Raw genomic sequence first — 23,263 nt, 5'->3', positions numbered from 1 at the left:
CTTTTAGATTGCTGTTTTTAGGTTACTTTCTTAGAGTGGCTTTTGTTTCGTCAGCTGTAAATAACTCAAAATAGCCATCAATGTAAAGAACGCAGGGTCGCTCCAACCGAGACCAACAAAGATACCCGAGACTCCAGCATAGACAGTGATCATCACCCCGAGCAGGTTAGTTATAAACAGTGCCTTAAATAACTTATTAGCGGTTTGGCCTACTTCTATATCTCTTAGCATTAAGCAAATCACCGCTATACCGCCTAGGAATATACTCGTGTGTTGAGACAAAAAATAAGCATATCGATCATTTATTTCAACGCCGTACATCGGCCACATCAAAGCAGGAATAAAAAATAAAGCCAATGCAAATATCACATAAATAGTGCCGTTTACGGTTAAAAATGTTCGGTTATTCATCATCTGCTCTCTGTTAATTGCCTAAGCGATAGGTCCTTTATTTATGTTTGAAAGTAATGGATTTACAGCGAATACCAGTCCTCTAATATTTTCAATACCCATCTTGTTTAAGCGAGCTGAATGCATTTCTAGATAAGCATGGGCTGTGGTTTCATCTTCGAACAAATAGATCCCACCACCAAGTTTATCTTGCTGGTTTTCAGTCCAAATTTTCCAGATCATGCCGGCTTCATTGTTAATAGACTCAGCAAGATCTGTCAGCATTGCTGCCATTTCAACACCAAAGGGTCCTGTATAATCAAAATCAACTTGTAATAGTGTGTTCATAATTTATCTCCAAATAATGAGTTAATGGTCAAATTGGCGAGCGATGTAATAGCTCTAAGTTCAGATGAATGAAGCTTTACAGCTCTCCGTCTTACGATAGATGTCATAATACCTATAAAAATTGGACATAAAAGTTCATAATACTGCCAGTTAATGTGGATAAATTAGACAGATGAGATTAAAGACAACCTTAGATCAGTGGTTAACATTATTTGAAATTGATAAAGCGGGTAGCATTCAAGCGGCTGCGGCGACATTGAATAAAAGCCATACCACGCTAATTTATTCGGTGAGAAAACTAGAAGACCAATTGGGAGTGCCGTTAATCAAAGTAGAGGGACGCAGAGCTATACTCACTGATGATGGAAAATCATTGCTGCGAAGAGCGCAATCTATGCTTGAACAAGCCAAAGCGCTTGAGGAGATAAGTACTCAACTCGCCCAAGGGACCGAGTCAGAATTAACCGTTGCTATCGATCACCTTTGTGATCGCCGATGGTTATACGCACCGATGACTGAATTCTTTAAACAAAACCACACCACATCAATTCAAGTGGTAGAAACTTCGTTGTCAAAAACACAAGAGATGGTCACTAACGAAAGTGCCGATATTTCTATTATCACTTTGCCCATAACCAATCACCCGTCAGAAATATTTGGGATAACTAGCATGTTGCCCGTTGTGGCCAAAGGCCACCCGTTAGCCGAGAAGCTTAACCCCTGTTTAGCGGATCTCAGTGCCACTAGGCAGATTGTGATCCGAGACTTAGGTCATCACGCTAAGCAAGATGTCGGCTGGCTAAAGTCGAACCAACGCATTACCGTTGATAATTTTGATCATGCGTGGCAAGCAACAAAGCAAGGCTTAGGCTATTGCCGTTTACCTCTACACATAATCGAAAAACATAATGATAGTGATATCAAGATCCTTAAGGTTGAGCATTCAAATCAATACCAAGTCCCCTTGCACCTGACTTTGCCTAAAGGTGCTAAAACAGGCCCCGCCGCTCAAGAATTATATCGATTGTTACTCAGCGAAGTAAACGGACGATAAACCCGTTAACCGCTATTTGATTATGTACATGCCTTCACTGGCTGGCCGACTTAATTGAAAACCAAACTTGCTATAAAGCTCGGGCACATCTGCCATTAAGGTAATATACGCCCCTTTAAAAGCGGCTCTATCGAGATAATCCATAATGCTCTGCATGATGAGTCGTCCAAAACCATTACCTTGATAGTAAGGGTCAACCGCGACATCAACAATTTCAAAGTTCAAAGCCCCATCACCAACCACTCGTCCCATGGCAATTGTTTGTTCGCCTACACGAATTTGCACTCCAAAAAGGCTATTAGGTAAGCCCTGCTTTGCCGCATCATATGAGCGAGGCGACAGTCCAGCGACCTCCCTTAAGCGCACAAAGTCTGCAGCGTTTACCACTTTTTCTATTAGTTGATGTTCCATTTTGCTTCTCTATAAACTCAGCAGATAATCCAAGCCACCCGTGATCGCCGCAACCTGAGCTATGACACAGTTCTCGTCATCCACCAGCGGACTATCTGGGTATACTTCCGTCGTTGATACATATTTTGCACCGCTTAAGCCAGCACACAGCCCCAATGCCTTGGTGGCATAATTAATCACACCAAACTGAGCCAGTTCAACACCAATCAACTTGCCACTGTCATCAGCAGGAGCAATATGAGTCACTTGCTCTACTTCAGCTATCATCGCCTTTTGAAAAGCGAATTGTGGGTTAATGGTGTCACCGACGAGATAGAATCCATCAGGGATATTCCAGTTATCATGCACCACAGCATCTCGTGCGGCTAACGCTGGTCTAAACTCGCTATTATCAGTATCGGTCGTTTCATGCAAATCGATATGAGCAAAAATATCGTCATTAATGGGTGCTAAGTAAGCCAGCAATGCGGCAGACTCTTCTGCTGGGCTACCTTGGTAAAAGGAGCGATTAGGATCGATAGCACTTGGGTTCCAGCGGTTAATAGTCTCGTAACCCCAAGGGCTAACACAGGGAATAAGTACGATATTAAAATGTTCAGCGTAAGCTTGCGCTTTTGTCTCCATAAAACGAATAGCCCCTTGCACGCCGCTCGTCTCGTAACCATGTACGCCGCCGGTGACCAAAATAATTGGTTTTGTCGGCAGCCAGTTATGACTCTTTAGCGCATATAAAGGATATTTAGCCTCATCACACGACAGCGCACCATATTGCTCCAAGGTAAATTGTTCTCCTAGCGCCAGCACTTTAGTCAGCACTTGCTCTTGATATGAGCGCTTTACAGACTGCATAGCAAGCCAAGCTGACTTATCAGCATCGCTCCATTTCTGTCCGGTTGAACCTATAGGGTAGCGTTGTGGAGAGTTCATTAATGTTCCTTTTATTTGCGCGACAATAGATTAATTTTTATAAGATCTTTATATCGTATTGAGAGCTGCGAAGCATAAACATCAGCCCGTTGAATTTCAATCATCATTTAATTTATTCAAGGCATTTATGTGATTGCAAAATAATTGTGCACAAGAGTGCTCGTTTGCAGGCCATTGGAGAAGCACCACGACGTTAATTATGCACAGCTTAATTGGTATTACAAAGCTGAGTCTTTAGTTGAGTAACACGCATTTTTAACTCAACGTATTAATGAAAAAGCGTCATTGCAAGGCGCTTTTCTGTTAACTGATGTTGTAACTGAACCGCGGAATACGGGATTGACTATTGAATTCAATTAAGATCAATAGTAAGTAAAAAACAGATCATAAATGACCGCATCATCTTTCTCTGACTCAAATTTTGCGATGAGGTTAAAGTGTTCCCGCGAGATATCAATTGCATCATTGTTATCGATAGCGTCTTCATATAAAGCTAACATACCTTGTTTATCCTGAGGCAGTTGTAGCGATTTTACAGACAATAAAAATGACTCGCTTTTACTGTCTGTAAAAAACGGTTCACTAATATGAGCTTAACTAAGCTCAATATCATCAAATTGTAAAAGTGCATGATTACCGACTAGCCACCACTGCTTATCATCACTCGCAATATTTATTTTATTAGTTTGCGGGATCTGCTTAAGCAAGTTTGGTAGCGTCATCAGCTCTGCATTATTAGGTTGCAAGTGCTTATACAGCCATTGCTCTTGTTCCGATGTCAATTGAGGAAGTGTTTGCTTTTTCGCCTCGTACTCATTATTCGTTAACGTGAAGTTAGTGAGTAAAGTCACTGGCTTGTCTTTTGCTGTAGGGTGAAAGTCCTCAAATCGTAATACAAGACGTTGTTGCTTTTGAGTAATAACCATTTGATCTGAACTCTCTTTAATATCGTACTGCGAGAGCGAATCTCTTACTTGCTCAATTGGACTCTTGTGCGCAGCGATGATCCCCTCTAGTTGCCATTCAATGTCATCAAAACCATCTCTGTAGCCGATACTATTTTGACCTGCACTATTTAATAACGAAAGCTCTGAGCTAACAGATTTCAACCTATCAGCCGAATAAGTAAACCAAAGGTTACGTCCGTAGCCCCATATCTGTTCGTGGTTTGAAAGTGTGAGAGTTATACTTGGAGGACCCAACTTTTCGGCTGTTTGGGCTGTGCTCGCTCCCAATTTTATGTCATATACACCCGTTGCAAAAGAGATATTAGCTGCTGGTAAAACGATATTATTGGCAACTATTATCGGTTCTGTTGGCGTTATAAAATTGGGGGTCATTGTATATTGGTAGCTCATTGTTTGTAGTTCGTAACCATCAGCCGTATAAGCGGTTCGCTCATTACTAAAAGATTTGTCGGCTTCACATACGGTGTATAACTGCGCTTCAATGTGTACTATTAAGCTAGATTTACTTGTTTTTCTTTTTGCTATTGTGATCTTTTTATTTTTGACATTGGTTAATAATACTATGTCAGCACCTTGTGCAGTCGCTTCTTTACGTAATTGTTGAAGTACAAGTGCAAAAGCTGTACTTTCCTCAACCGGTCCTAAATCTTGGTACTTTGGTGTATTCACTGTGAGTGTTATAGGCACTAATATGTCAACAATACAGTTGGGGTTGTAATCGGAGATAATAGCTAATTCAGCAGCTTGGATATTCGTTACTGAGGCCAATAAAATCATACAAAACAGGCTTGTTTTTGGGAGTTTTATTATCATTATGCACAGTCCATTGTTACATCGAATAAGTACCTACTCTATATAATAAAAGATAAAGTTCAATTTATTTAAATAGATAAATTAATATTATCGAGCTTCATGAACATGTCGATAGCTAAAAACACTCTTTGCCCATAGAACAGGTATATGGGTTACGCTCGTACTGACCTCCTCGGTTTGCAACTTTGTCAGAGATTGCGCTAAAAGTAATAACTTCATAATAATTAAAGATCTTTAAAATAAAACCATTTAGTGCTGTGACTTGAGGAATAGGCATCACGTTAAAGCCACTAAATCGTTGGCTAACCCAGGTGCCGACGAGATCGGCCAATGGGCTTAACGGTTCAAGAACATCCGGTTTTTGCTCGCCACCATCCGGCGCCAATAACGGAATATTATAATCGCTGTCGGATGATTAACCGCCCACTGACGAGTTGAAGGTATAGCTTGGCTGCATTTAGCGACAGGGCAATCTTCCGTTTAGCTAGCTGATGATCCTTATATCTCCTAAAAGACACTGCCTCTCTAAATTTGCTAAAACTGACGATAGCTGTTGCACGCTCATGTCTAATTGTTCTAAATCTGGTTTTGCGTTCATTGCTCCATGCTTTTACAATTAACCAAATCAAGGCTTCCATGCCCTGCCTTAAAGGCATCAAACGATCTTTGAAATGGTAGTACTAAAAACTAGCACAGCAATTCCAACAAAAAAATAGCACTTTATAAGGATAATTAGACGGTAATAACGATGATAAAAAAGGTTGAGTTAACGCGAGTTAAGTACGTCTACAGCGGAATAAATGAGGACAAAAAAACACACTGCAGCCCCATCGAGTATGGGAATTTAGCTAACACTAAATGTAGGGTAAGGTTTACCGAAGAGAGGCAGTGATCGCACTCGCGACCACTCTAATACCAAAGAACGATAAAACGCCTGAGTGAGTTGTTAAAAACAGTCCCTCTAGCGGCCTGCTAATGCACTTGCTGGCAGTGTTTGGCTGGCTTTCCACGCGGGATAAAGCGTTGCGATAAGGCTCATCACGAAAGCGAGAGACACGACCGTAATCACATCGTTAACCACTAATTGTGACGGTAGAAAATCAATAAAGTACACATCAGCCGACAACAGTTGAATACCTAATACCGATTCTATCCCTTTGGCAATATCGCTGAGGTTGAGCGCAATTGTCACCCCTACAATAGATCCTATGATGCAGCCCAAAATGCCATTGAGTGCGCCCTGCACGATAAATATCAGCATCACCGAGGTCTTTTTCATGCCCATGGTTAACAAGATAGCAATTTCAGACTGCTTATCTCGCACCGCCATCACAAGTGTCGACACGATATTAAAACATGCCACAGCAATAACTAAAGCCAACACAAGATACATCACCATTCTAACCAATTGTATATCTTGATATAAATGTCCTTGAGTTCGAGTCCAGTCCGAAATATAAACATATTGCTTTTGGCTATAACCGAGGTCACGGATCAACATCGGCGCATCGAAAACATTTTTGACCTTAATACGCACACCTGAAACACCTTGTTCTAACTTTAACAACTTAGCCGCATAATCCATAGGCACATATGCGGTGGTTGTATCTAGCTCGCCCCCAAGTTCAAAAATACCAGAGACCACAAAGCGGTGACTTTTAGCGGCGGCTATTTTATTTTGAGACGAGTTATTATTGTTAGGCATATATAAGCTAATAGATTGACCAATCTCAATCCCGAGGTTATTCGCCAGCCCTTTACCAAGCACGATATTATTGTGCTTAGCTTCTTGTAAACTTTGCCAGCTCTGCTCAGACATAAAGTGACGAATATTTGATACTTTCGCTTCTTGCTCTATATCTATCCCCTGAACCGTTACCCCTTGAAAACCACCCGGCTTTTGCACCAGACCTTGCATCCGTACAAAAGGAGCCGCTGCAACAATGCCAGGGATCTTATCAGCATCCGCCACAACGGCCTGCCAATCCTGTATTGGCTCATTCACACCGACTAATTCACCATGAGAAACGACCCCTAAAAGTCGCTCCTCTAACTCCTTCTCAAAGCCATTCATCGCCGATAATACGATAATCAGTACCGCGACTCCGAGTGCAATACCCGCAGTAGAGGCAAAAGAGATAAAGTTGATAAAACGGTTTGACTGACGGGCTAAATAAAAGCGCCACCCTATCCTCATCGCTAACAAGCTTTTCATCCAGTGAGCTCCTCAGCATTCACCAAGTAGCCATCTTTCATGTGTAACTGTCTATCCATTCTCGCAGCAAGTTGTTGATCATGAGTGACTACCACAAATGCCGTGCCTAATTGGGCGGCGAGTTCAGTGATCAATTCGTAGACTGCCTCACCACTGTTAGCGTCAAGGTTACCGGTAGGTTCATCAGCAAGCACCAATTTTGGATCGTTGATCAACGCTCTAGCGATAGCGACGCGCTGCCGTTCCCCGCCTGACATCTCCGCTGGAGTGTGTGCGAGACGATGGCCTAACCCCACACGCTCAAGTAAAGCCGTCGCTTTACCTTCCACCTCTTTGCGTTTTTTACCTTGTATTAATGCTGGCATTGATACATTTTCCAATGCACTAAATTCAGGTAACAGATGATGGAACTGATAGATAAAACCAATATTATTATTGCGCACTTGAGCTTGGCGCTTGTTCGACAGTTGGTAGAGATCTTCACCGAGCATCGTCACATTGCCACTGGTTGGGCGATCTAATGTGCCCATAATATGCAGCAGTGTACTCTTACCTGATCCAGAGCTGCCAACTATCGCAAGTTGCTCACCCTTGTAGACCTCTAAATCAACGCTATGCAGCACTTGGGTTTCGACTGAACCATCGTTGTAACGCTTGCTCACATTGCTCACTTTTAGCAATAATTCTAAATTCATTGTTAACTCACTATTCATGTCTAAGGGCACTCGCTGGCTGAACATTCGCGGCTCTTAGCGCCGGGTAAATGGTGGCTAATAGGGTAATGACAAGAGTGCCTATGACTATCGAGCTCAATTGATTAAAGTCGAGCTGTACTGGCAAATTTTGGCCTGCGCCAAGAATAGAGATCCCTAACGCATTAGTGATTTCATTTAAATTAATGGTTAATAGCGCCCCCGTTGCTACCCCAGTAACCAAGCCGATGATGGCATTAAGCGATCCTTGGATCATAAAAATCCCCATCACATTAGCCGTCGATAAGCCCTGGGTTTTTAACACGGCAACATCAGTGGTTTTATCCACAACCATCATCACTAGCGCAGAGACGATATTAAACGCGGCGACCGCAATAATAAGGCTAAGCATTAATGACATCATGTTCTTTTCCATTTTAACAGCGCCAAACAGGTGACCATAAGTGTCATGCCAATCAGTGGTGGTCACTGTGTGGGAAAAATAATCCACCACGCTCGGGGCAATTTTTGCAGCATTGAAGGGATCATCAAGATAAACACGTAACTGTTTTACTTCACCGGCTTTTTGGCGCATTAAGCGCTGTGCATCGTCATGATGGATATATGCGACGCTAGCATCAACTTGAGATCCCATTTCAAATACACCCGCCACGGTGAACTTTCGCTGGCTTGGCACTGGACCTAATGGCGTATAGACCACGCCATCACCGCTCAGCACTCGAATTTTATTACCGACAACCACATCAAGTTTACGTGCCAGCTCAGCGCCCAATATAATTTGATACTTGCCGGGGATCAGTGCGTCGAAGTTACCTGCATAGGTATTGCGCGTAAGGCTAAGCAGGTTTTTTTCCTGCTCTGGGTATACGCCGTAGATTTGTGCGGCGCCAATATTAGAGGGTGATTGCAGCATCGCTTGTGTCGACACACTCGGCGCAGCGCCCTGCACCCCTTTTAAGGCTGACAACTTAGTCACATCTTGCTGCCAGTGTTCTAACGGAACTGGAGAATGAATTGTTAGTTGCGGCACTGCGCCTAAAATGCGCTTTTTAAGCTGCCCTTCAAGACCATTCATTACAGAGCTAACAACAATAAGTGCAGCCACTCCAAGCAAAATACCTGAAACAGAGAAAATGGTAATAAAAGATGCAAAAGCATTGGCCTTTCTTGCTCGCCAATAGCGGTAACCAATATAAAATGATAATGAAAAATTCATTAAAAAACCCAAATAAAGTCAACTCAATTCTGACGCCAATACGATTGATAATAAAAAGATAATAACCTCTCTCATGTCAATCAATACTGCTCAGCGATACTCTAGAAATACAGAAGGAGAGGTAATTATGCCTCTAACCTTGCTAAATCATAAAGATGCGCATGATAATAGGGGTATTAGCCCCCTAAAGACAAGAGGCAAAACCATTGTTAAATGACTCTACCGCCTATTTTAGTATTAATCATGCTTTTGATGTTTATTTACAAGCTTGGGACAGCGGCCAACCTCTTCCGTCGGTGGAACAGCTGAGTTTTATGCTGCCTCCGAGCCTACAACTTATCAGTGATATTAAAGTACTTGAGTCTGACTGCCTGTTGCAGTTGCGACACCTTGATGATGATGCCAAAACCGTTGTTGAATTCTTGAAATTACAATCTAGAAAAATTGATATGGTTTTACAGCACGTTATCGGTAAAGAGGAGTATGAAGGCGACTACTATATCGGCAGTCATTTTGGGGGTAGCTCAATTAGGTTGACCACCAATGAAGCGATAACGGTTGGTAGCCAGTTTAAGGTTAGCTTGAATATCAAAGAGGAGCTAGTCGCCCTGATCTGTTTCGCGACAGTGCAAAGCTGTTCATTGCCGACCAATGAAGCAGAAGAAACGCCGCAGTCCTTTAGCATTGAATTAGCTTTTAGTGTCATTCAAGACGCTGATGTCGAACAGCTGGTAAAAGCCAGCTTAAGCCTACAACAGAAACAACTAAAATTACGAAAGATAGCCCTGTAATCTAAAACCAGTTTTAACTGGCCAGAGCGACGGCAAGCCACTACAATACCAAGCAACTTTGCTGTTATTGGACTCGTTTCCTCGCCCTTAATGAATGCTTTTTCCGTATTGACTCCACCAGCAGTCAAGAGTGCTAAATTAGCACAAACGCTGTGTACTCTTGGTGGCGCTGCTCAAGCGCTTACGATCGCTAATATTGCTAAGCAACATCAGAACGTGACACTTGTTGTTACCGCTGATACGCCGAGCGCCATTGCGCTAGAATCTGAACTCAGTTATTTGCTCAGTGAAGAAGCGATTTCGATATGGCTATTTCCAGACAGGGAAACCCTCCCCTATGACAGCTTCTCTCCCCATCAAGATTTAGTCTCACAACGTCTTGAAGCGCTTTCGAGGATCCCTCAAGCGCAGCAAAGCGTCGTTATCGTGCCAATCACCACGTTAATGGTCAAGCTGCCCCCTAAATCCTTTTTGAGCGGTAATGTGCTTATTTTGGAGAAAGGCGATAACTACCAACTGCATGATGTTAGAGAGCAATTAATCAATACTGGTTACCATAGTGTTGAGCAAGTATACGAGCACGGTGAGTTTGCGGTTCGTGGTTCGATTATCGATATTTTCCCTATGGGATCAAATCAGCCATTTCGTATTGAGCTATTTGATGACGAAGTGGAATCTATTCGACATTTTGATCCAGAAACCCAACGTTCTAGCCACGAACTACCCTCTATTCGACTGCTGCCCGCAAAAGAGTTTCCAACTGACAATGCTGCCATTGAAGGATTTAGACAGCGTTATCGTCGACGATTTGAGGTTCTCGTCAAAGAACCCGGCTCTATTTATCAAATGGTCAGTAAAAAGACCATGCCCGCAGGAATAGAAAATTACCTGCCACTATTTTTTGATGACACTGCGAGTCTGTTCGATTATTTGCCAGAAAAAACGCAATTAATCACTGTCGGAGATATTGAAACAGCCACCCAAGCTCACCTTCATGAAGTTGAAACTCGCTATGAAGATAGACGCGTGGATCCACTGCGGCCTTTATTAAGCCCGCAAGAGCTTTACCTTTTAACAGAGCAGATTTTTAGCGCCTTTAAAGGATTCCCAAGATTTCAGTTAAAAACAGCGCCTTTTACCGGTACCGCAATTGAAGCAAAAGCATTAAAACTACCTGATCTAGCTGCAAATCATAAACTGAAACAACCTCTTTTACTCCTTGAAGAGTATGCCGCCTTAGGCGAGAGAATGTTATTCAGTGCAGAATCAGAAGGTCGCCGTGAAGCCCTTTTAGAACTGCTCGGTAAGATAAAACTAAAGCCTACGTTATTTAGCCACTTTAACGAATTTGCTGCCAGTAAAACCAAATTAGGGCTGATTGTTTCACCGCTGTCTCAAGGTTGTATCATTGAGAAAAAGACCGGTGGAAAATTCAGTCTAATTTGCGAAACGGAGCTGTTTGGTCAACGTATATCGCAGCGCCGCCGCCGAGACAAACAACGCCAGATCAGTAGCGATGCACTGGTTAAAAACCTTGCAGAGCTAAAAGTGGGCCAACCAATAGTCCATCTAGATCATGGTGTCGCACGTTATCAAGGCCTAGAAACACTTGATACCGGTGGGCTTGTTGCCGAATATCTCGTGCTTGAGTATTCCGGCGGTGACAAACTTTATGTTCCCGTCTCCTCTTTACACCTCATCAGTCGCTACAGTGTTGGCCCCGATGAAGAGGCAAACCTCAATAAGTTAGGCAACGAAACCTGGGCTAAAGCGAAACGCAAAGCCATTGAGAAAATTCGTGACGTTGCGGCTGAATTACTAGATGTTTATGCCCGCAGGCAATCAAGGCCTGGTGAGGCTTGTCATATTGACCAGGTAGAGTACGCACAATTTGCCGGTAGCTTCCCGTTTGAAGAAACCGTCGATCAAGAAACCGCGATATCAGCCGTTATAGAAGATATGCGTACACCCATGGCAATGGATAGATTAGTCTGTGGTGATGTGGGGTTTGGTAAAACGGAAGTGGCGATGCGCGCCGCATTTGTGGCTGTTAATGACGGTAAACAAGTGGCAATTCTAGTCCCAACGACGTTACTTGCACAGCAACATTTCGAAAATTTCCAAGACCGTTTTGCTGATTGGCCTTTTAAGATAGAGGTTATGTCACGTTTCAAAACAGCCAAAGAACAAACCCAGGTCATGAAAGACTTAACCAACGGCAAAGTGGATATTGTGATCGGTACTCACAAGCTGTTGCAGTCAGAGGCTAAGTTCGAGAACTTAGGCTTACTGGTTATTGACGAAGAACACCGTTTTGGCGTGCGACAAAAAGAGAAGATTAAGGCACTGCGTGCCAATGTCGATATCCTTACCCTAACCGCCACGCCGATCCCACGCACATTAAACATGGCGATGTCAGGCATGCGTGACTTGTCGATTATCGCCACACCACCCGCCAAGCGTTTAGCCGTAAAAACCTTTATCCGTGAATATGATGAAGCTACGATTAGAGAAGCGCTCCTTCGTGAGATTTTACGTGGTGGCCAAGTCTATTTCTTACATAATAGCGTGGAAACGATTGAAAAAAGGGCTGCAGAAATAAGTGAGCTGCTACCCGAAGCACGTGTTGTTACTGCGCACGGACAGATGCGTGAACGCGAACTTGAACGAGTGATGTCTGACTTTTATCACCAGCGCTTTAATGTACTCGTCTGTACCACCATTATTGAAACGGGTATTGATGTTCCATCAGCAAATACGATTGTGATTGAACGGGCCGATAAGTTTGGTTTAGCGCAGCTGCATCAGTTGCGAGGCCGTGTTGGTCGCTCGCATCACCAAGCATATGCCTATTTGATGACACCACATCCTAAAAGCATGACTAAAGATGCGCGTAAGCGATTAGAAGCGATTGGCGCACTCGAAGATCTTGGTGCTGGCTTTATGTTGGCAACCCAAGATTTAGAGATCCGTGGCGCAGGCGAATTGCTCGGTGACGAACAAAGTGGCCATATCTCTAAGATAGGTTTCACCCTTTATATGGAGATGCTTGAAGAGGCCGTTAAGATGCTTAAAGACGGTAAAGAACCTTCGCTCGATCAGATGCTACGTCAACAAAGTGAAATTGAGTTGCGGATCCCTGCCCTGCTACCTGAAGATTATGTCAGTGATGTTAATATGCGTCTTTCGCTATACAAACGCATCGCTAACTGTAAAACAGAGAAAGCCGTCGATGAATTAAAAGTTGAGTTTATTGACCGTTTCGGTATGTTGCCCGAACCCACTAAAAACCTAATGGCGCTAACACTCTATAAGCACCTTGCTACGCAACTGGGTCTTCGAAAGATCGAAATGCATGCAAAAGGTGGTAGCATAGAATTTGGCGACAATAATAAAGTGGATCCCACCTTTATTATTGGTTTATTGCAGAACCAGCCGCAAATATATCGAATGGATGGCCCCAATAAGCTAAAATTCAGCATGCCATCAGAATCAGCCAAAGATAGGCTAGCACTCATAAAACTGTTACTTGAACAGTTGTCTCAACATCGCATTGGAGAATAATCGTGTTTAGACTATCAACAAATAAGTTAATAATCGCCCTCGCTGCTAGCGTTATTTCTAGTCTGTCGACAACAGCCTTTGCCCAAGAAGAGCGCTGGTTTGAAGTCGAGATCTACCTATATGAGCACAACGCGCCTACGACTGAGCAATGGCCAGATGAAGTCATTAAGTCACGTCAACGCAAAACCGTCGATTTTATTACCCCGATGGTGAGTACTGATTTAACCGCAGTTAATATGGGACTTAATGGCTGTACCTCTACGGATTGGGCAACTGATAGCCTAAATTGTAATGAGCAGCTCAACTCGAATAACCAAGTTAAATCGGTAGCGGACATCCCGATGTTGATTGCAGCACCTAAACCCGCGACCGCTTATTTAGGCGATGGAGCTGTTCTATTAGCAAAAAGCCAAAGCCAATTTAAAGACATTATCGCGACATTAAAACGAGAGAAAGGCAATAAAAGCCTGCTGCATATGACATGGCAGCAATCCATGCTTCCAAGAAACAAAGCTATCCCTGTTAAGCTATATTCAGGAAATGATTACTCCAAAGATTATGAGCAAAATGGACAACCACTGCAGCTCAGTAATTTAAACGATGAACTGCCACAGTTTGATTTTATGAGTAGTGGTTTATTAGCTGACACCAAAAAACCAGTATGGAAGCTAGATGGGACTCTTAACATCTATCTTGAACATTATCTGTTCATAGAAACTGCGTTTAATCTACGTCAGGAGGGTGAGAAAACGGTTACCTTGACTTATCACGACCCAGAAAGTTTTAGCAGTGATAACCTAACAGCAGAAACTGGATCTGTAACAACTCCCTTTTTGTATTCGATTCCTATGAAACAAAATAGACGCGTTAGAAGCGACGAAGTGCATTACTTTGACCACCCGAAGATGGGAATGATCATTCAGATCCGAAAAATGGAACAACCTACCGCACAAACTGAGATTGATATGACTAATCGTATCAGTAGCACCAGTGAAGCAAACCGCTTTTAAGGCAAATATATCCCTCAACTCGTTGGGTATCGCTCGCTATAACTGAACAATAGAAAAGTCGAGGTAGATATCATCTGCCTCGTCATCTTCAACATAAACCCTATCGACTTTTGCCATCGGTGCGCCGCTTTGACACCAATAAATCAACTTATCGACTGCTGGGTAGCTACCTTGTGCAAGCACTTGAACTGAACCATCAGCAATATTACTCACATACCCGGTTAGACCCAGTGTCGTCGCTTGAAGCAATGTCTTTTGACGAAAAGAGACACCTTGAACCTTTCCAGTGATCTTAATAATGACGCGCTTCATAATTAACACCCACTCCGTAATATCAGTCTATGTAGAGAGAATAATGTTTGCTGCTAACCACTGTTTCACCCAGCGCAAGGCTTAGGCTGCTTTTAACAACTTAGCCTATAGTTCACCATTGAGCAAAGTTGTGCAGACACTTAAATCCACTAAACTCAAATGACTTTAGTGGATTACAATCGCCTATCCATAAAATGGCTTAACCTTCTTTAAAGGCCTTGATCCTATTTAACTGAGCAGCAAGCGAAGTAAACTTGTGGCTCTGCTCCTCATCCCATACGATGTCGTAATAATCCTGTAATTGATTAGCAGTAGCATCATTATCATTAACTTCATCATTTCGCGCCAAAATACAAAGTGCTTTTTCACGGTTAAGATCACGAAAATCAATAACACATTTATTAGCAATATCAGTGTACTCTTCAGGCCGGTCTATTTTGCTCACCATATTGTGCTGTGGTGCAAGATTCGGATTAATTAACACCGCCTTAATCTTGTTTAAAAAGCCGATCCTTTCCGCCCAAAAAGCCCCTAAACCCACACCTATGATTAGCGGTGATGTATCCTCTGAGGCGATAATCTGTTTACTGACTTCATTCAACAAATACTGCATGTCATTTCTAGGGTGCTGCGTACTGTAACTAACCAAACGCACATCTTCGTCAATAAATTGCAGTTGACGCATTTTATCGTGGTTGCCGGGGCTGGTTGCATCAAACCCATGTAAATACAGGATCATATATGGCTCCATTGTTTATGCGGGTATATGGATAATAGCTAACCTAACAAGCTAGGCTGCTGAGTTCATTGCGCTACATCAATTTCCAATAATTTCAACTGCAATTGCCTTCGCTTTTTCCCAACGCTCATGATCTTGCAGTGCATTCGCCACAGCCACCAAATTAGGTTTTAACAGGTTAGCAGTGATCTCTTGCTCTTGTTTAGGCCAATTAACGCCATGGAGTACTTCGGTAGCGCCGACGCTGTCGTTACAGACCAATATCATGTTGCAACCTGCATCAATGGCAGCCTGCGCCCGCGCACAATAGCCTCCAGCAACAGCGGCTCCTTTCATCCCTAGGTCATCAGAGAAGATCACGCCGTTAAACCCAAGTTCTTTACGCAGCACATCTTGCAGCCAAAACGTAGAGAAGCCAGCGGGGTTTGCATCAACATTAGGATAAATAACATGTGCTGGCATGATCCCTTGCAGTCGGTCCTTCGCTATCAGCTGTTTAAACGGCTGCATGTCATTAGCAAAAATTGCCTCTTTTGATCTCAAGTCTACCGGTTTGGCGATGTGCGAATCAGCCTCGACACTGCCATGCCCTGGGAAATGCTTACCCACACTTGCCATTCCAGCTTGTTCCATTCCAGCAATAAATGCATTTGCGAGTAATTCAACCTCTGCTTTATTATCACTAAAACTACGCTTGCCGATGACTTGGCTAACACCATTGAGATCAAGCACAGGGGCAAAGCTCAAATCGATATCGATAGCGAGTAGCTCTATTGCCATTAAAAAACCAAGCTCTGTAGCCCAAGCGCTTGCCAGTCTGAGATCGCCCTTAGCCGCGGGTAATATATCGCCCATTGCAGGTAAAATGGTGAACTCGTCTCTAAAGCGTTGTACTCGACCGCCCTCTTGATCGACCGCAATTAAAATATCAGCACGAACAGCTCTTATAGATTGAATGAGCTGTATCAATTGATTGCGATCAGTGTAGTTACGGCTAAACAAGATAAGGCCACCAATCATTGGGTGGGATAGTTGTTTTGCTTCATCATCACTTAAAAATGTTGACTCAACATCTAACATCAAATAACTCATATGACCTCTAAAAATTTTTCAAGGGTAGAATCCATGCAAGAAAATGAGCAAAACAATACAACAAAGGCATACACAAAAACCTATAAGTCATTGTTATAATTGCTCTATAAAAATCAAGCTGAGCATGATCCTACAAATTATACATGCAATACTAAAATTAGTTTATCTAATGCTTTATAACTAAATTAAAAAAAACTAATGCTATATAAAAAGAAAAAGTATGGGATACTTTTTACACCAATTAATTCAAGCAACTAAGATTAACATTAAGCATAAGTTTTTTACGCTGATTAATCGACATATACAACCATATGTTCAATTAACCACGCGGTAATGATCTTAGTAATATTGGTTATAACAATAACAACTAGAGTAATAAAGGTTTAGCATGATTAGTGTATTCGACATGTTTAAGATAGGCATTGGCCCATCAAGTTCACATACTGTAGGCCCGATGAAAGCGGGTAACATATTTATTAAAGATCTGACCACACAAGGTCTTTTTGAAACGATTGATGAGTTACGTTCAGAGCTGTTCGGTTCATTAGGTCAAACAGGTAAAGGTCATGGCACCGGTAAAGCCGTTATACTCGGTTTGATGGGAGAAGCACCTGATACCGTTGATACCGATAAGATTGACGCTATTTTAGAAAATGTTAGCAATGATGAAAAGTTATTGTTGAGTGATGGCCGTGAAGTGAAATTTTCTCGTGCAAACGGTGTCACCTACCATCGACGTAAAAGCCTACCCGCTCATGCTAATGCCATGACCCTTTATGCTTATACTGACGGTAAATGCATCTATGAGCGTACCTACTACTCTGTTGGTGGTGGCTTTATTTTGGATGAAGATGAAATCAAAGCCCAAGATGCCTCTCCAGCTACGCCCATCAAATCAGCACCTTATGATTTTGAGTCGGCTCAACAACTTCTTGAACTCTGTACCGAAAACGGCTTTAGCATTTCATCATTAATGATGGCCAATGAGCTTAGCATTAATGACTCTGACGCCATACAGAAACAGCTGTGGGAAATTTGGCAAACCATGAAGTCCTGTGTTGAACGTGGTTATCAAAAAGAGGGTATTTTACCCGGTGGATTAAAGCTAAGACGCCGTGCACCATCGCTTTATCGTCGCTTAAAAGCGGAAGGTAAAAGCGTGGTAGATCCTTTTACTGCAATGGACTGGGTAGACTTATTTGCGCTTTCAGTCAATGAGCAAAATGCGGCTGGCGATCGTGTTGTCACCGCCCCCACAAACGGCGCAGCAGGCATCATTCCAGCCGTCCTTAGCTATTACGATATGTTCGTGCAAGAAGTGGATATGGACGTTTGTTGTCGTTACCTGCTCACTGCAGCTGCTATTGGGATTCTTTACAAAAAGAACGCATCAATCTCAGGTGCTGAAGTCGGTTGTCAAGGCGAAGTCGGTGTGGCTTGTTCAATGGCCGCTGCTGCGTTAACCGAGATCATGGGCGGTACCATAGAGCATGTTGAAAATGCCGCTGAAATCGGCATGGAGCATAATTTGGGCTTAACGTGCGATCCTGTCGGTGGCTTAGTACAAGTCCCCTGCATTGAACGTAACGCAATGGGCGCAGTGAAAGCCATTAACGCTTCACGCATGGCAATGCGCGGAGATGGTAACCACAAAGTGTCTCTAGATAAAGTCATCAAGACTATGATGGATACAGGTAAAGATATGCGTAGCAAGTATAAAGAAACCGCTAAAGGTGGCTTGGCTGTTAATATCGTAGAGTGTTAATTCACGCTCTTCCATAAAAAAAACCTCGCTATTGCGAGGTTTTTTTATGAGCTATTGAACGCTGTATACTCAATGGCTGTTTGTCATTGAGTCTAACTACCTGACCGGCAGTTGCATATCTTCAAACATCGCTTCAATCTGCTGTGCATCTCGCAAGCCGACAGCTTTTTCAACAACCGTACGAGTTAAATGAGGTGCAAAATGCTCAATAAAGTCGTACATGTAAGTTCTTAAAAAATTACCCTTCCTGAAGCCAATCTTGGTGGTACTGTGAGCAAACAGGTGGCTCGCATCAATAGCGACTAAATCTTTATCCATGTGCTCGTCTATTGCCATTGAAGCAATCACACCAACACCTAAACCTAATCTAACATAGGTTTTAAGCACATCGGCACTGGTTGCACTAAAGACAACACGTGGCTCAAGACCTGCACGGTTAAACGACTTTTCAATCTCAGAGGCACGATCAAAACCAAATACATAAGTGACTAATGGGAAACGACCGAGATCTTCAATGCTGATATGGCTTCTAGAGGCTAACGGGTGATCACGGGTTACCACTATTGAGCGGTTCCAGTGATAACACGGCAACATAATAAGATCGCTATAAAGGTGCATCGCTTCAGTGGCAATGGCAAAATCTGCATCACCACGGGCAGCCAATTCACTGATCTGTGATGGTGTGCCTTGATGCATATGCAGGTTAACCTTAGGGTACCGGTCAATAAACCCTTGAATAATATGCGGTAAAGCATAACGGGCTTGAGTATCTGTGGTGGCAATATTCAATTCACCTTGATCAGGCTTAGTGTATTCCTCAGCCACTTTCTTAATGCTTTCTACTTTACCCAAAATGTCATTAGCGATGCTAATCACCTGTAGACCAGCAGGCGTGACATGGGTTAAATGCTTACCACTACGGCCAAAAATTTGAATACCCAGTTCATCTTCAAGCATACGCACTTGCTTACTAATACCAGGCTGAGAAGTATAGAGGTTTTCCGCGGTTGCAGAAACATTGAGGTTATGATTAACCACCTCTGCAATATATCTAAGTTGCTGCAACTTCATCTTTAGTCCTTCTCTTTGGTAGGCTTACAGATCCATGAATAGATAAGCAATGACACATTTAAGTATATTTATTCGTTATAGTACAACGGAATAATTAAATCAAATGGAATATAGCACAATAGTCAACTCCTGCGAACTGATAATAGCCAAACCATGATGAAGTGACTATCCTAGAATGTTGATTTATAGTAGCATTAAAAGCACTGTAAAATATTTGGACCCTCTATGATTATCGTTTCAGTCTTTGTCTTGATCGGTGTTTTACTGCTTCTTATTATCGGCATTAGCATCATTCAACAACAAAAAGCACGTGTGGAAGCTGAAAGACGCACAGAGCTTGCTCGACAGAGGGCGATCATTGATGAAACAGAAGATGTGCTTTCTAACACCGGGCTTATTCCTTGTTCCAGTAATATAATACTCGTGCTCTATAAAAGAATAGAAGAAGCACTCAATATTGCCGCCTCATTATCCCCTGCGCAAAAAAATGATTATGAACGCCGACTATATGATTTGCGCAGCCAGATAGAAGTACTCAACAATGCTCCTAAGTCTACCCCTGCCATTGAGCTGTTTAGGCTACCTGATAATGATAGACAGGTGCTCACGTTAGTTCAGACGCTTAAGAAAATGAAAGCCATACTCAGATCTGAGCATAATAAGGGAAGAGTAGAGCCGGCTATCTTTAGCCAAGAAGAGCAGACGATAGACAATCTTCAACTTAGAATTAACGTTGACTCAATGCTTGCAAGAGGAAGAGCCGCTTGTTTTATGAAACAGTACGGATCCGCTAAGCAGATGGTCACCAAAGCTTTGTCGACCTTGCATACCATTAAAGCACAAACGCCCAATGATCCTTTTATTGCAAAAAAAGTCGATGAAGCTAAAACAATGTTAGACGAGATTATGGGGGCACAGAAATTAGCCCAGCCACAAGTTGCCAAACCTAAAGCAGATGAAGATGATATTGACGTGCTGTTCCAGCCAAAGCGGAAATGGTAGTCATTGGTACAATAAGCGAAAAATGACCATTGGTTTAAACAAAGTTTAAGCCATCAGTACTAAAATACAGGCATTAAAAAGCCCCGATATATTCGGGGCTTTTTATTAAGCTTGTAAACCTAATGCATTATTCTGCTTCGGGTTCTGCTTTAGGTTTTGCTTTAGCCTTTGGCTTGGCTTTAGCTTTAGGCTTAGCTTTGGCTTTTGGCTTCGGCTTTGCCTTAGCTTCAGCAACCCACTTACCGTCAATAAACTTGGCATTCCAGCCCGTCGCCTTACCATCAACATCAGTCGCAACATATTGCTCTTTTGTCTTTCGGCTAAAACGCACTGACGCTAAATTACCATCATCATCAGCAACCGGTGCATCAGCAAGGAAAGCATACTTAGGCCATAACAGCTCTCGGTACTTAACCAACTCTTCCACTAATGGACCACGTGTTTCACGCGACTTAGGGAAAGTGCTAGCAGCAAGGAAAATGCCTGCGGCGCCATCACGTAATACAAAATAGGCATCAGACTTAGTACATTTAAGATCTGGCAAGTGAATTGGGTCTTCTTTTGGTGGCGCTGCTTCACCGCTTTTTAGCAATTTACGCGTATTCTTACATTCAGAATTAGTGCAACCAAAATACTTACCAAAACGACCATTTTTAAGTTCCATATCACTTTGACAGCGATCGCACTCAATAAGTGGTCCTTCATAGCCCTTAATCTTAAACTGTCCCTCTTCGATTTCAAAACCTTCACACGTTGGGTTATTACCACAAATGTGTAATTTACGGGTTTCATCAATGAGGTAGCTATCCATTGCAGTGCCGCATATACCGCAGCGATGTTTCGCTCGTAATGCTTCAGTTTCTGCATCTTCACCGCTTTCACTTACCGCTTCTTCGCCAGGCGTTAAGTTTAAGGTCGTCTTACAACGCTCTTTAGGTGGCAATGCATAACCTGAACACCCTAGGAATACACCTGTTGTACCGGTGCGAATTCCCATTGGACGCTCACAGGTAGGACACTTAATATCCGTCAGTACCATCTCATTAGGGCGCATACCGCCCTCTTCAGGTGGTAATTCAGCGTGCTCTAACTGCTTGGTAAAGTCCTTATAAAAACCATCGAGTACTTTCTTCCAATCCAGCTTGCCTTGAGCAACATCATCTAACGTCTGCTCCATGCTTGCGGTGAAATCATAACTCATTAAATCTTGGAAGCTGCCGACAAGTCTGTCACTGACAATTTCACCCATTTTCTCAGCATAGAAACGACGGTTATCAACCTTAACGTAGCCTCTATCTTGAATGGTCGAAATAATCGTTGCGTAAGTAGACGGACGACCAATACCCCTTTTTTCCAGCTCTTTAACTAATGAAGCTTCACTATAACGTGCCGCTGGCTTAGTAAAGTGCTGCTTAGGAAGAAGCTCTTTGAGCTTGACCTTGTCGCCTTTAGCAACAACAGGCAGTGTATTGTCTTCTTCGTTCTTTTTCTTAACGGCGATTTGAACTCGCGTCCAACCGTCAAAACGTAATGTACGTCCAGTGGCTTTTAGCTCGTAGTCACCCGCTTTTACCGTAAGACGACTGGCATCATACTTTGCAGGTGTCATTTGACATGACACGAATTGACGCCAAATCAGCTCATACAAACGCTGAGCATCACGCTCCATATCACTCAAAGATGCAGCTGTTACTTTCACATTAGACGGACGAATCGCTTCGTGAGCCTCTTGTGCGCCCTCTTTGCTACCATAACGAATTGGAGCTTCAGGCAAATACTTGTCACCAAAATCTTTACCAATCATCTCACGCACATTGTCTAGTGCTTCTTGGCTTAAGTTGGTTGAATCGGTACGCATATAAGTAATATGGCCCGCTTCGTATAAGCGCTGCGCCATCATCATGGTCTTTTTAACACCATAACCTAAACGCGTACTTGCAGCTTGCTGCAGCGTGGAGGTGATATAAGGTGCTGACGGCTTGCTTTGCGTTGCACGGTCTTCACGTGCTGCGACAACAAAACTAGACTGCGACAATGCACTTACTGCAGTGTCAGCTTCAGCTTGAGTCACCGGGTTAAAGGCTTTGTCCTGATACTTAACAACCTGCATTTTAAGCATGTCATCGGCTAAAGTGTTTAACTCAGCATGAACATCCCAAAACTCTTCAGGCACAAACGCTTTAATCTCACTCTCACGTTCAACGACCAAACGAACAGCAACAGACTGAACTCGACCCGCAGATAAACCACGCGCCACTTTTTTCCAAAGCAGCGGTGAAGCCATAAAGCCCACAACACGGTCCAAGAATCGACGCGCTTGCTGCGCATTGACCATATTGGTGTCAAGTACCGACGGTTGACTAAATGCGTCTTGAATCGCTGATTTAGTGATTTCGTTGAACACAACGCGTTGATAGCGTGACTCGTCTCCACCAATCACTTGTTGGAGATGCCATGCAATAGCCTCCCCCTCTCTATCCAAATCGGTTGCGAGATAGATGTGGTCAGCAGATTCTGCGAGTGCTTGTAACTCTTTTACGACTTTCTCTTTGCCTGGAAGCGTTTGATATATCGCTTTCCAACTGTTGTCGGGGTCTACTCCCATGCGTGCGACTAAAGCTTGCTTAGCTTTTAAACTCTTATATTCAGCCTTCTCCTCTGGAGACATCTTCTTGACTTCAGCTGGTGTTTTACTAATCACCTTAGCGTCTTGACTCGACGATGTAGGAAGATCACGGATGTGACCAACACTCGACTTAACGATGAAATCTTTGCCTAGATATTTATTAATAGTCTTGGCTTTGGCCGGTGATTCGACGATTACTAACGATTTACCCATAGATTACTTTGCGCCAACAAGTT

Annotated in this window: 21 protein-coding genes; 6 read left to right on the top strand and 15 right to left on the bottom strand. The window is 43.0% G+C overall.

What is annotated here, in order from left to right:
• Positions 1-30: 30 nt before the first annotated feature.
• Positions 31-414 carry a hypothetical protein gene (locus tag L2729_RS14205; RefSeq protein ID WP_248988853.1) on the bottom strand — a complete coding sequence of 128 codons (384 nt, stop codon included), beginning with the start codon at positions 412-414 and terminating at the stop codon, positions 31-33.
• A gap of 18 nt (positions 415-432) precedes the next feature.
• On the bottom strand, positions 433-738 hold the full coding sequence (locus L2729_RS14200; protein WP_248988852.1) for a monooxygenase: 306 nt from the start codon (positions 736-738) through the stop codon (positions 433-435).
• A gap of 172 nt (positions 739-910) precedes the next feature.
• On the opposite strand from L2729_RS14200, the gene L2729_RS14195 reads away from it, so the two are divergent.
• Positions 911-1,792, top strand: a complete 882-nt coding sequence (locus L2729_RS14195) for a LysR family transcriptional regulator (protein ID WP_248988851.1) — start codon at positions 911-913, stop codon at positions 1,790-1,792.
• A gap of 12 nt (positions 1,793-1,804) precedes the next feature.
• On the opposite strand, the gene L2729_RS14190 is transcribed toward L2729_RS14195, so the two are convergent.
• From L2729_RS14190 to L2729_RS14155, 8 genes are all read right to left on the bottom strand, one after another.
• Positions 1,805-2,203 carry a GNAT family N-acetyltransferase gene (locus L2729_RS14190; RefSeq protein WP_248988850.1) on the bottom strand — a complete coding sequence of 133 codons (399 nt, stop codon included), beginning with the start codon at positions 2,201-2,203 and terminating at the stop codon, positions 1,805-1,807.
• 9 nt (positions 2,204-2,212) lie between these two features.
• Positions 2,213-3,130 carry a M14 family metallopeptidase gene (locus L2729_RS14185; RefSeq protein ID WP_248988849.1) on the bottom strand — a complete coding sequence of 306 codons (918 nt, stop codon included), beginning with the start codon at positions 3,128-3,130 and terminating at the stop codon, positions 2,213-2,215.
• Positions 3,131-3,492: 362 nt separating this feature from the next.
• Positions 3,493-3,630: a hypothetical protein gene (locus L2729_RS14180; RefSeq protein WP_248988848.1), complete on the bottom strand. Its 138-nt coding sequence runs from the start codon at positions 3,628-3,630 to the stop codon at positions 3,493-3,495.
• Between the two features lie 93 nt (positions 3,631-3,723).
• On the bottom strand, positions 3,724-4,911 hold the full coding sequence (locus tag L2729_RS14175) for a hypothetical protein (RefSeq protein WP_248988847.1): 1,188 nt from the start codon (positions 4,909-4,911) through the stop codon (positions 3,724-3,726).
• 115 nt (positions 4,912-5,026) lie between these two features.
• Positions 5,027-5,296, bottom strand: a complete 270-nt coding sequence (locus tag L2729_RS14170; RefSeq protein ID WP_248988846.1) for a hypothetical protein — start codon at positions 5,294-5,296, stop codon at positions 5,027-5,029.
• Positions 5,297-5,872: 576 nt separating this feature from the next.
• Positions 5,873-7,126: a lipoprotein-releasing ABC transporter permease subunit LolE gene (gene lolE, locus L2729_RS14165; RefSeq protein WP_248988845.1), complete on the bottom strand. Its 1,254-nt coding sequence runs from the start codon at positions 7,124-7,126 to the stop codon at positions 5,873-5,875.
• On the bottom strand, positions 7,123-7,821 hold the full coding sequence (lolD, locus tag L2729_RS14160) for a lipoprotein-releasing ABC transporter ATP-binding protein LolD (protein WP_248988844.1): 699 nt from the start codon (positions 7,819-7,821) through the stop codon (positions 7,123-7,125). The genes lolE and lolD overlap by 4 nt, the downstream gene beginning before the upstream one ends.
• A 10-nt stretch (positions 7,822-7,831) precedes the next feature.
• Positions 7,832-9,055: a lipoprotein-releasing ABC transporter permease subunit gene (locus tag L2729_RS14155; protein WP_248988843.1), complete on the bottom strand. Its 1,224-nt coding sequence runs from the start codon at positions 9,053-9,055 to the stop codon at positions 7,832-7,834.
• Positions 9,056-9,261: 206 nt separating this feature from the next.
• Here L2729_RS14155 and L2729_RS14150 point away from each other — a divergent pair, with 206 nt between their 5' ends.
• The 3 genes from L2729_RS14150 (at position 9,262) to L2729_RS14140 (ending at position 14,420) form a co-directional block, all read left to right on the top strand.
• Positions 9,262-9,846, top strand: coding sequence for a hypothetical protein (locus L2729_RS14150; RefSeq protein ID WP_248988842.1), 585 nt, complete (start codon positions 9,262-9,264; stop codon positions 9,844-9,846).
• A gap of 90 nt (positions 9,847-9,936) precedes the next feature.
• A complete protein-coding gene (mfd, locus tag L2729_RS14145; RefSeq protein WP_248988841.1) occupies positions 9,937-13,410 on the top strand; it encodes a transcription-repair coupling factor in 3,474 nt (1,157 codons plus the stop codon).
• Between the two features lie 2 nt (positions 13,411-13,412).
• On the top strand, positions 13,413-14,420 hold the full coding sequence (locus L2729_RS14140; RefSeq protein ID WP_248988840.1) for a peptidoglycan binding protein CsiV: 1,008 nt from the start codon (positions 13,413-13,415) through the stop codon (positions 14,418-14,420).
• 36 nt (positions 14,421-14,456) lie between these two features.
• On the opposite strand, the gene L2729_RS14135 is transcribed toward L2729_RS14140, so the two are convergent.
• The 3 genes from L2729_RS14135 to nagZ all read right to left on the bottom strand — a co-directional run bounded on the left by L2729_RS14135 (position 14,457) and on the right by nagZ (position 16,563).
• On the bottom strand, positions 14,457-14,732 hold the full coding sequence (locus L2729_RS14135) for an acylphosphatase (protein ID WP_248988839.1): 276 nt from the start codon (positions 14,730-14,732) through the stop codon (positions 14,457-14,459).
• A gap of 199 nt (positions 14,733-14,931) precedes the next feature.
• Complete coding sequence (ycfP, locus tag L2729_RS14130; protein WP_248988838.1) at positions 14,932-15,471, bottom strand: alpha/beta hydrolase YcfP; 540 nt, start codon at positions 15,469-15,471, stop codon at positions 14,932-14,934.
• A 78-nt stretch (positions 15,472-15,549) separates the two neighbouring features.
• A complete protein-coding gene (nagZ, locus tag L2729_RS14125; protein WP_248988837.1) occupies positions 15,550-16,563 on the bottom strand; it encodes a beta-N-acetylhexosaminidase in 1,014 nt (337 codons plus the stop codon).
• A 388-nt stretch (positions 16,564-16,951) separates the two neighbouring features.
• On the opposite strand from nagZ, the gene L2729_RS14120 reads away from it, so the two are divergent.
• Positions 16,952-18,328, top strand: a complete 1,377-nt coding sequence (locus L2729_RS14120; RefSeq protein ID WP_248988836.1) for an L-serine ammonia-lyase — start codon at positions 16,952-16,954, stop codon at positions 18,326-18,328.
• 96 nt (positions 18,329-18,424) lie between these two features.
• Here L2729_RS14120 and cysB read toward each other — a convergent pair whose 3' ends face one another.
• Positions 18,425-19,399, bottom strand: coding sequence for an HTH-type transcriptional regulator CysB (gene cysB, locus L2729_RS14115; RefSeq protein WP_101089626.1), 975 nt, complete (start codon positions 19,397-19,399; stop codon positions 18,425-18,427).
• A 225-nt stretch (positions 19,400-19,624) separates the two neighbouring features.
• Here cysB and L2729_RS14110 point away from each other — a divergent pair, with 225 nt between their 5' ends.
• The gene (locus L2729_RS14110) at positions 19,625-20,401 is read left to right on the top strand and encodes a hypothetical protein (protein WP_101089625.1); all 777 of its coding nucleotides are present in this window, start codon (positions 19,625-19,627) and stop codon (positions 20,399-20,401) included.
• 127 nt (positions 20,402-20,528) lie between these two features.
• On the opposite strand, the gene topA is transcribed toward L2729_RS14110, so the two are convergent.
• On the bottom strand, positions 20,529-23,240 hold the full coding sequence (gene topA / locus L2729_RS14105) for a type I DNA topoisomerase (RefSeq protein ID WP_248988835.1): 2,712 nt from the start codon (positions 23,238-23,240) through the stop codon (positions 20,529-20,531).
• Positions 23,241-23,263 lie beyond the last annotated feature (23 nt).

Source organism: Shewanella gelidimarina (assembly GCF_023283945.1).
In the GTDB taxonomy this organism is placed as follows: Bacteria; Pseudomonadota; Gammaproteobacteria; order Enterobacterales; family Shewanellaceae; genus Shewanella; species Shewanella gelidimarina.
The sequence above is the reverse complement of the archived record's forward strand: the minus strand, read 5'-3'. Positions and strand labels throughout refer to the sequence as shown.

Coding starts and splice junctions, on each gene's coding strand:
- L2729_RS14190 (WP_248988850.1), bottom strand. CDS start 2,203: ATGGAACATCAACTAATAGAAAAAGTGGTAAACGCTGCAGACTTTGTG.
- L2729_RS14185 (WP_248988849.1), bottom strand. CDS start 3,130: ATGAACTCTCCACAACGCTACCCTATAGGTTCAACCGGACAGAAATGG.
- L2729_RS14155 (WP_248988843.1), bottom strand. CDS start 9,055: ATGAATTTTTCATTATCATTTTATATTGGTTACCGCTATTGGCGAGCA.
- L2729_RS14200 (WP_248988852.1), bottom strand. CDS start 738: ATGAACACACTATTACAAGTTGATTTTGATTATACAGGACCCTTTGGT.
- topA (WP_248988835.1), bottom strand. CDS start 23,240: ATGGGTAAATCGTTAGTAATCGTCGAATCACCGGCCAAAGCCAAGACT.
- mfd (WP_248988841.1), top strand. CDS start 9,937: ATGAATGCTTTTTCCGTATTGACTCCACCAGCAGTCAAGAGTGCTAAA.
- L2729_RS14180 (WP_248988848.1), bottom strand. CDS start 3,630: ATGTTAGCTTTATATGAAGACGCTATCGATAACAATGATGCAATTGAT.
- L2729_RS14120 (WP_248988836.1), top strand. CDS start 16,952: ATGATTAGTGTATTCGACATGTTTAAGATAGGCATTGGCCCATCAAGT.
- L2729_RS14195 (WP_248988851.1), top strand. CDS start 911: ATGAGATTAAAGACAACCTTAGATCAGTGGTTAACATTATTTGAAATT.
- ycfP (WP_248988838.1), bottom strand. CDS start 15,471: ATGATCCTGTATTTACATGGGTTTGATGCAACCAGCCCCGGCAACCAC.
- L2729_RS14175 (WP_248988847.1), bottom strand. CDS start 4,911: ATGATAATAAAACTCCCAAAAACAAGCCTGTTTTGTATGATTTTATTG.
- lolD (WP_248988844.1), bottom strand. CDS start 7,821: ATGAATTTAGAATTATTGCTAAAAGTGAGCAATGTGAGCAAGCGTTAC.
- L2729_RS14135 (WP_248988839.1), bottom strand. CDS start 14,732: ATGAAGCGCGTCATTATTAAGATCACTGGAAAGGTTCAAGGTGTCTCT.
- lolE (WP_248988845.1), bottom strand. CDS start 7,126: ATGAAAAGCTTGTTAGCGATGAGGATAGGGTGGCGCTTTTATTTAGCC.
- nagZ (WP_248988837.1), bottom strand. CDS start 16,563: ATGAGTTATTTGATGTTAGATGTTGAGTCAACATTTTTAAGTGATGAT.
- cysB (WP_101089626.1), bottom strand. CDS start 19,399: ATGAAGTTGCAGCAACTTAGATATATTGCAGAGGTGGTTAATCATAAC.
- L2729_RS14110 (WP_101089625.1), top strand. CDS start 19,625: ATGATTATCGTTTCAGTCTTTGTCTTGATCGGTGTTTTACTGCTTCTT.
- L2729_RS14205 (WP_248988853.1), bottom strand. CDS start 414: ATGATGAATAACCGAACATTTTTAACCGTAAACGGCACTATTTATGTG.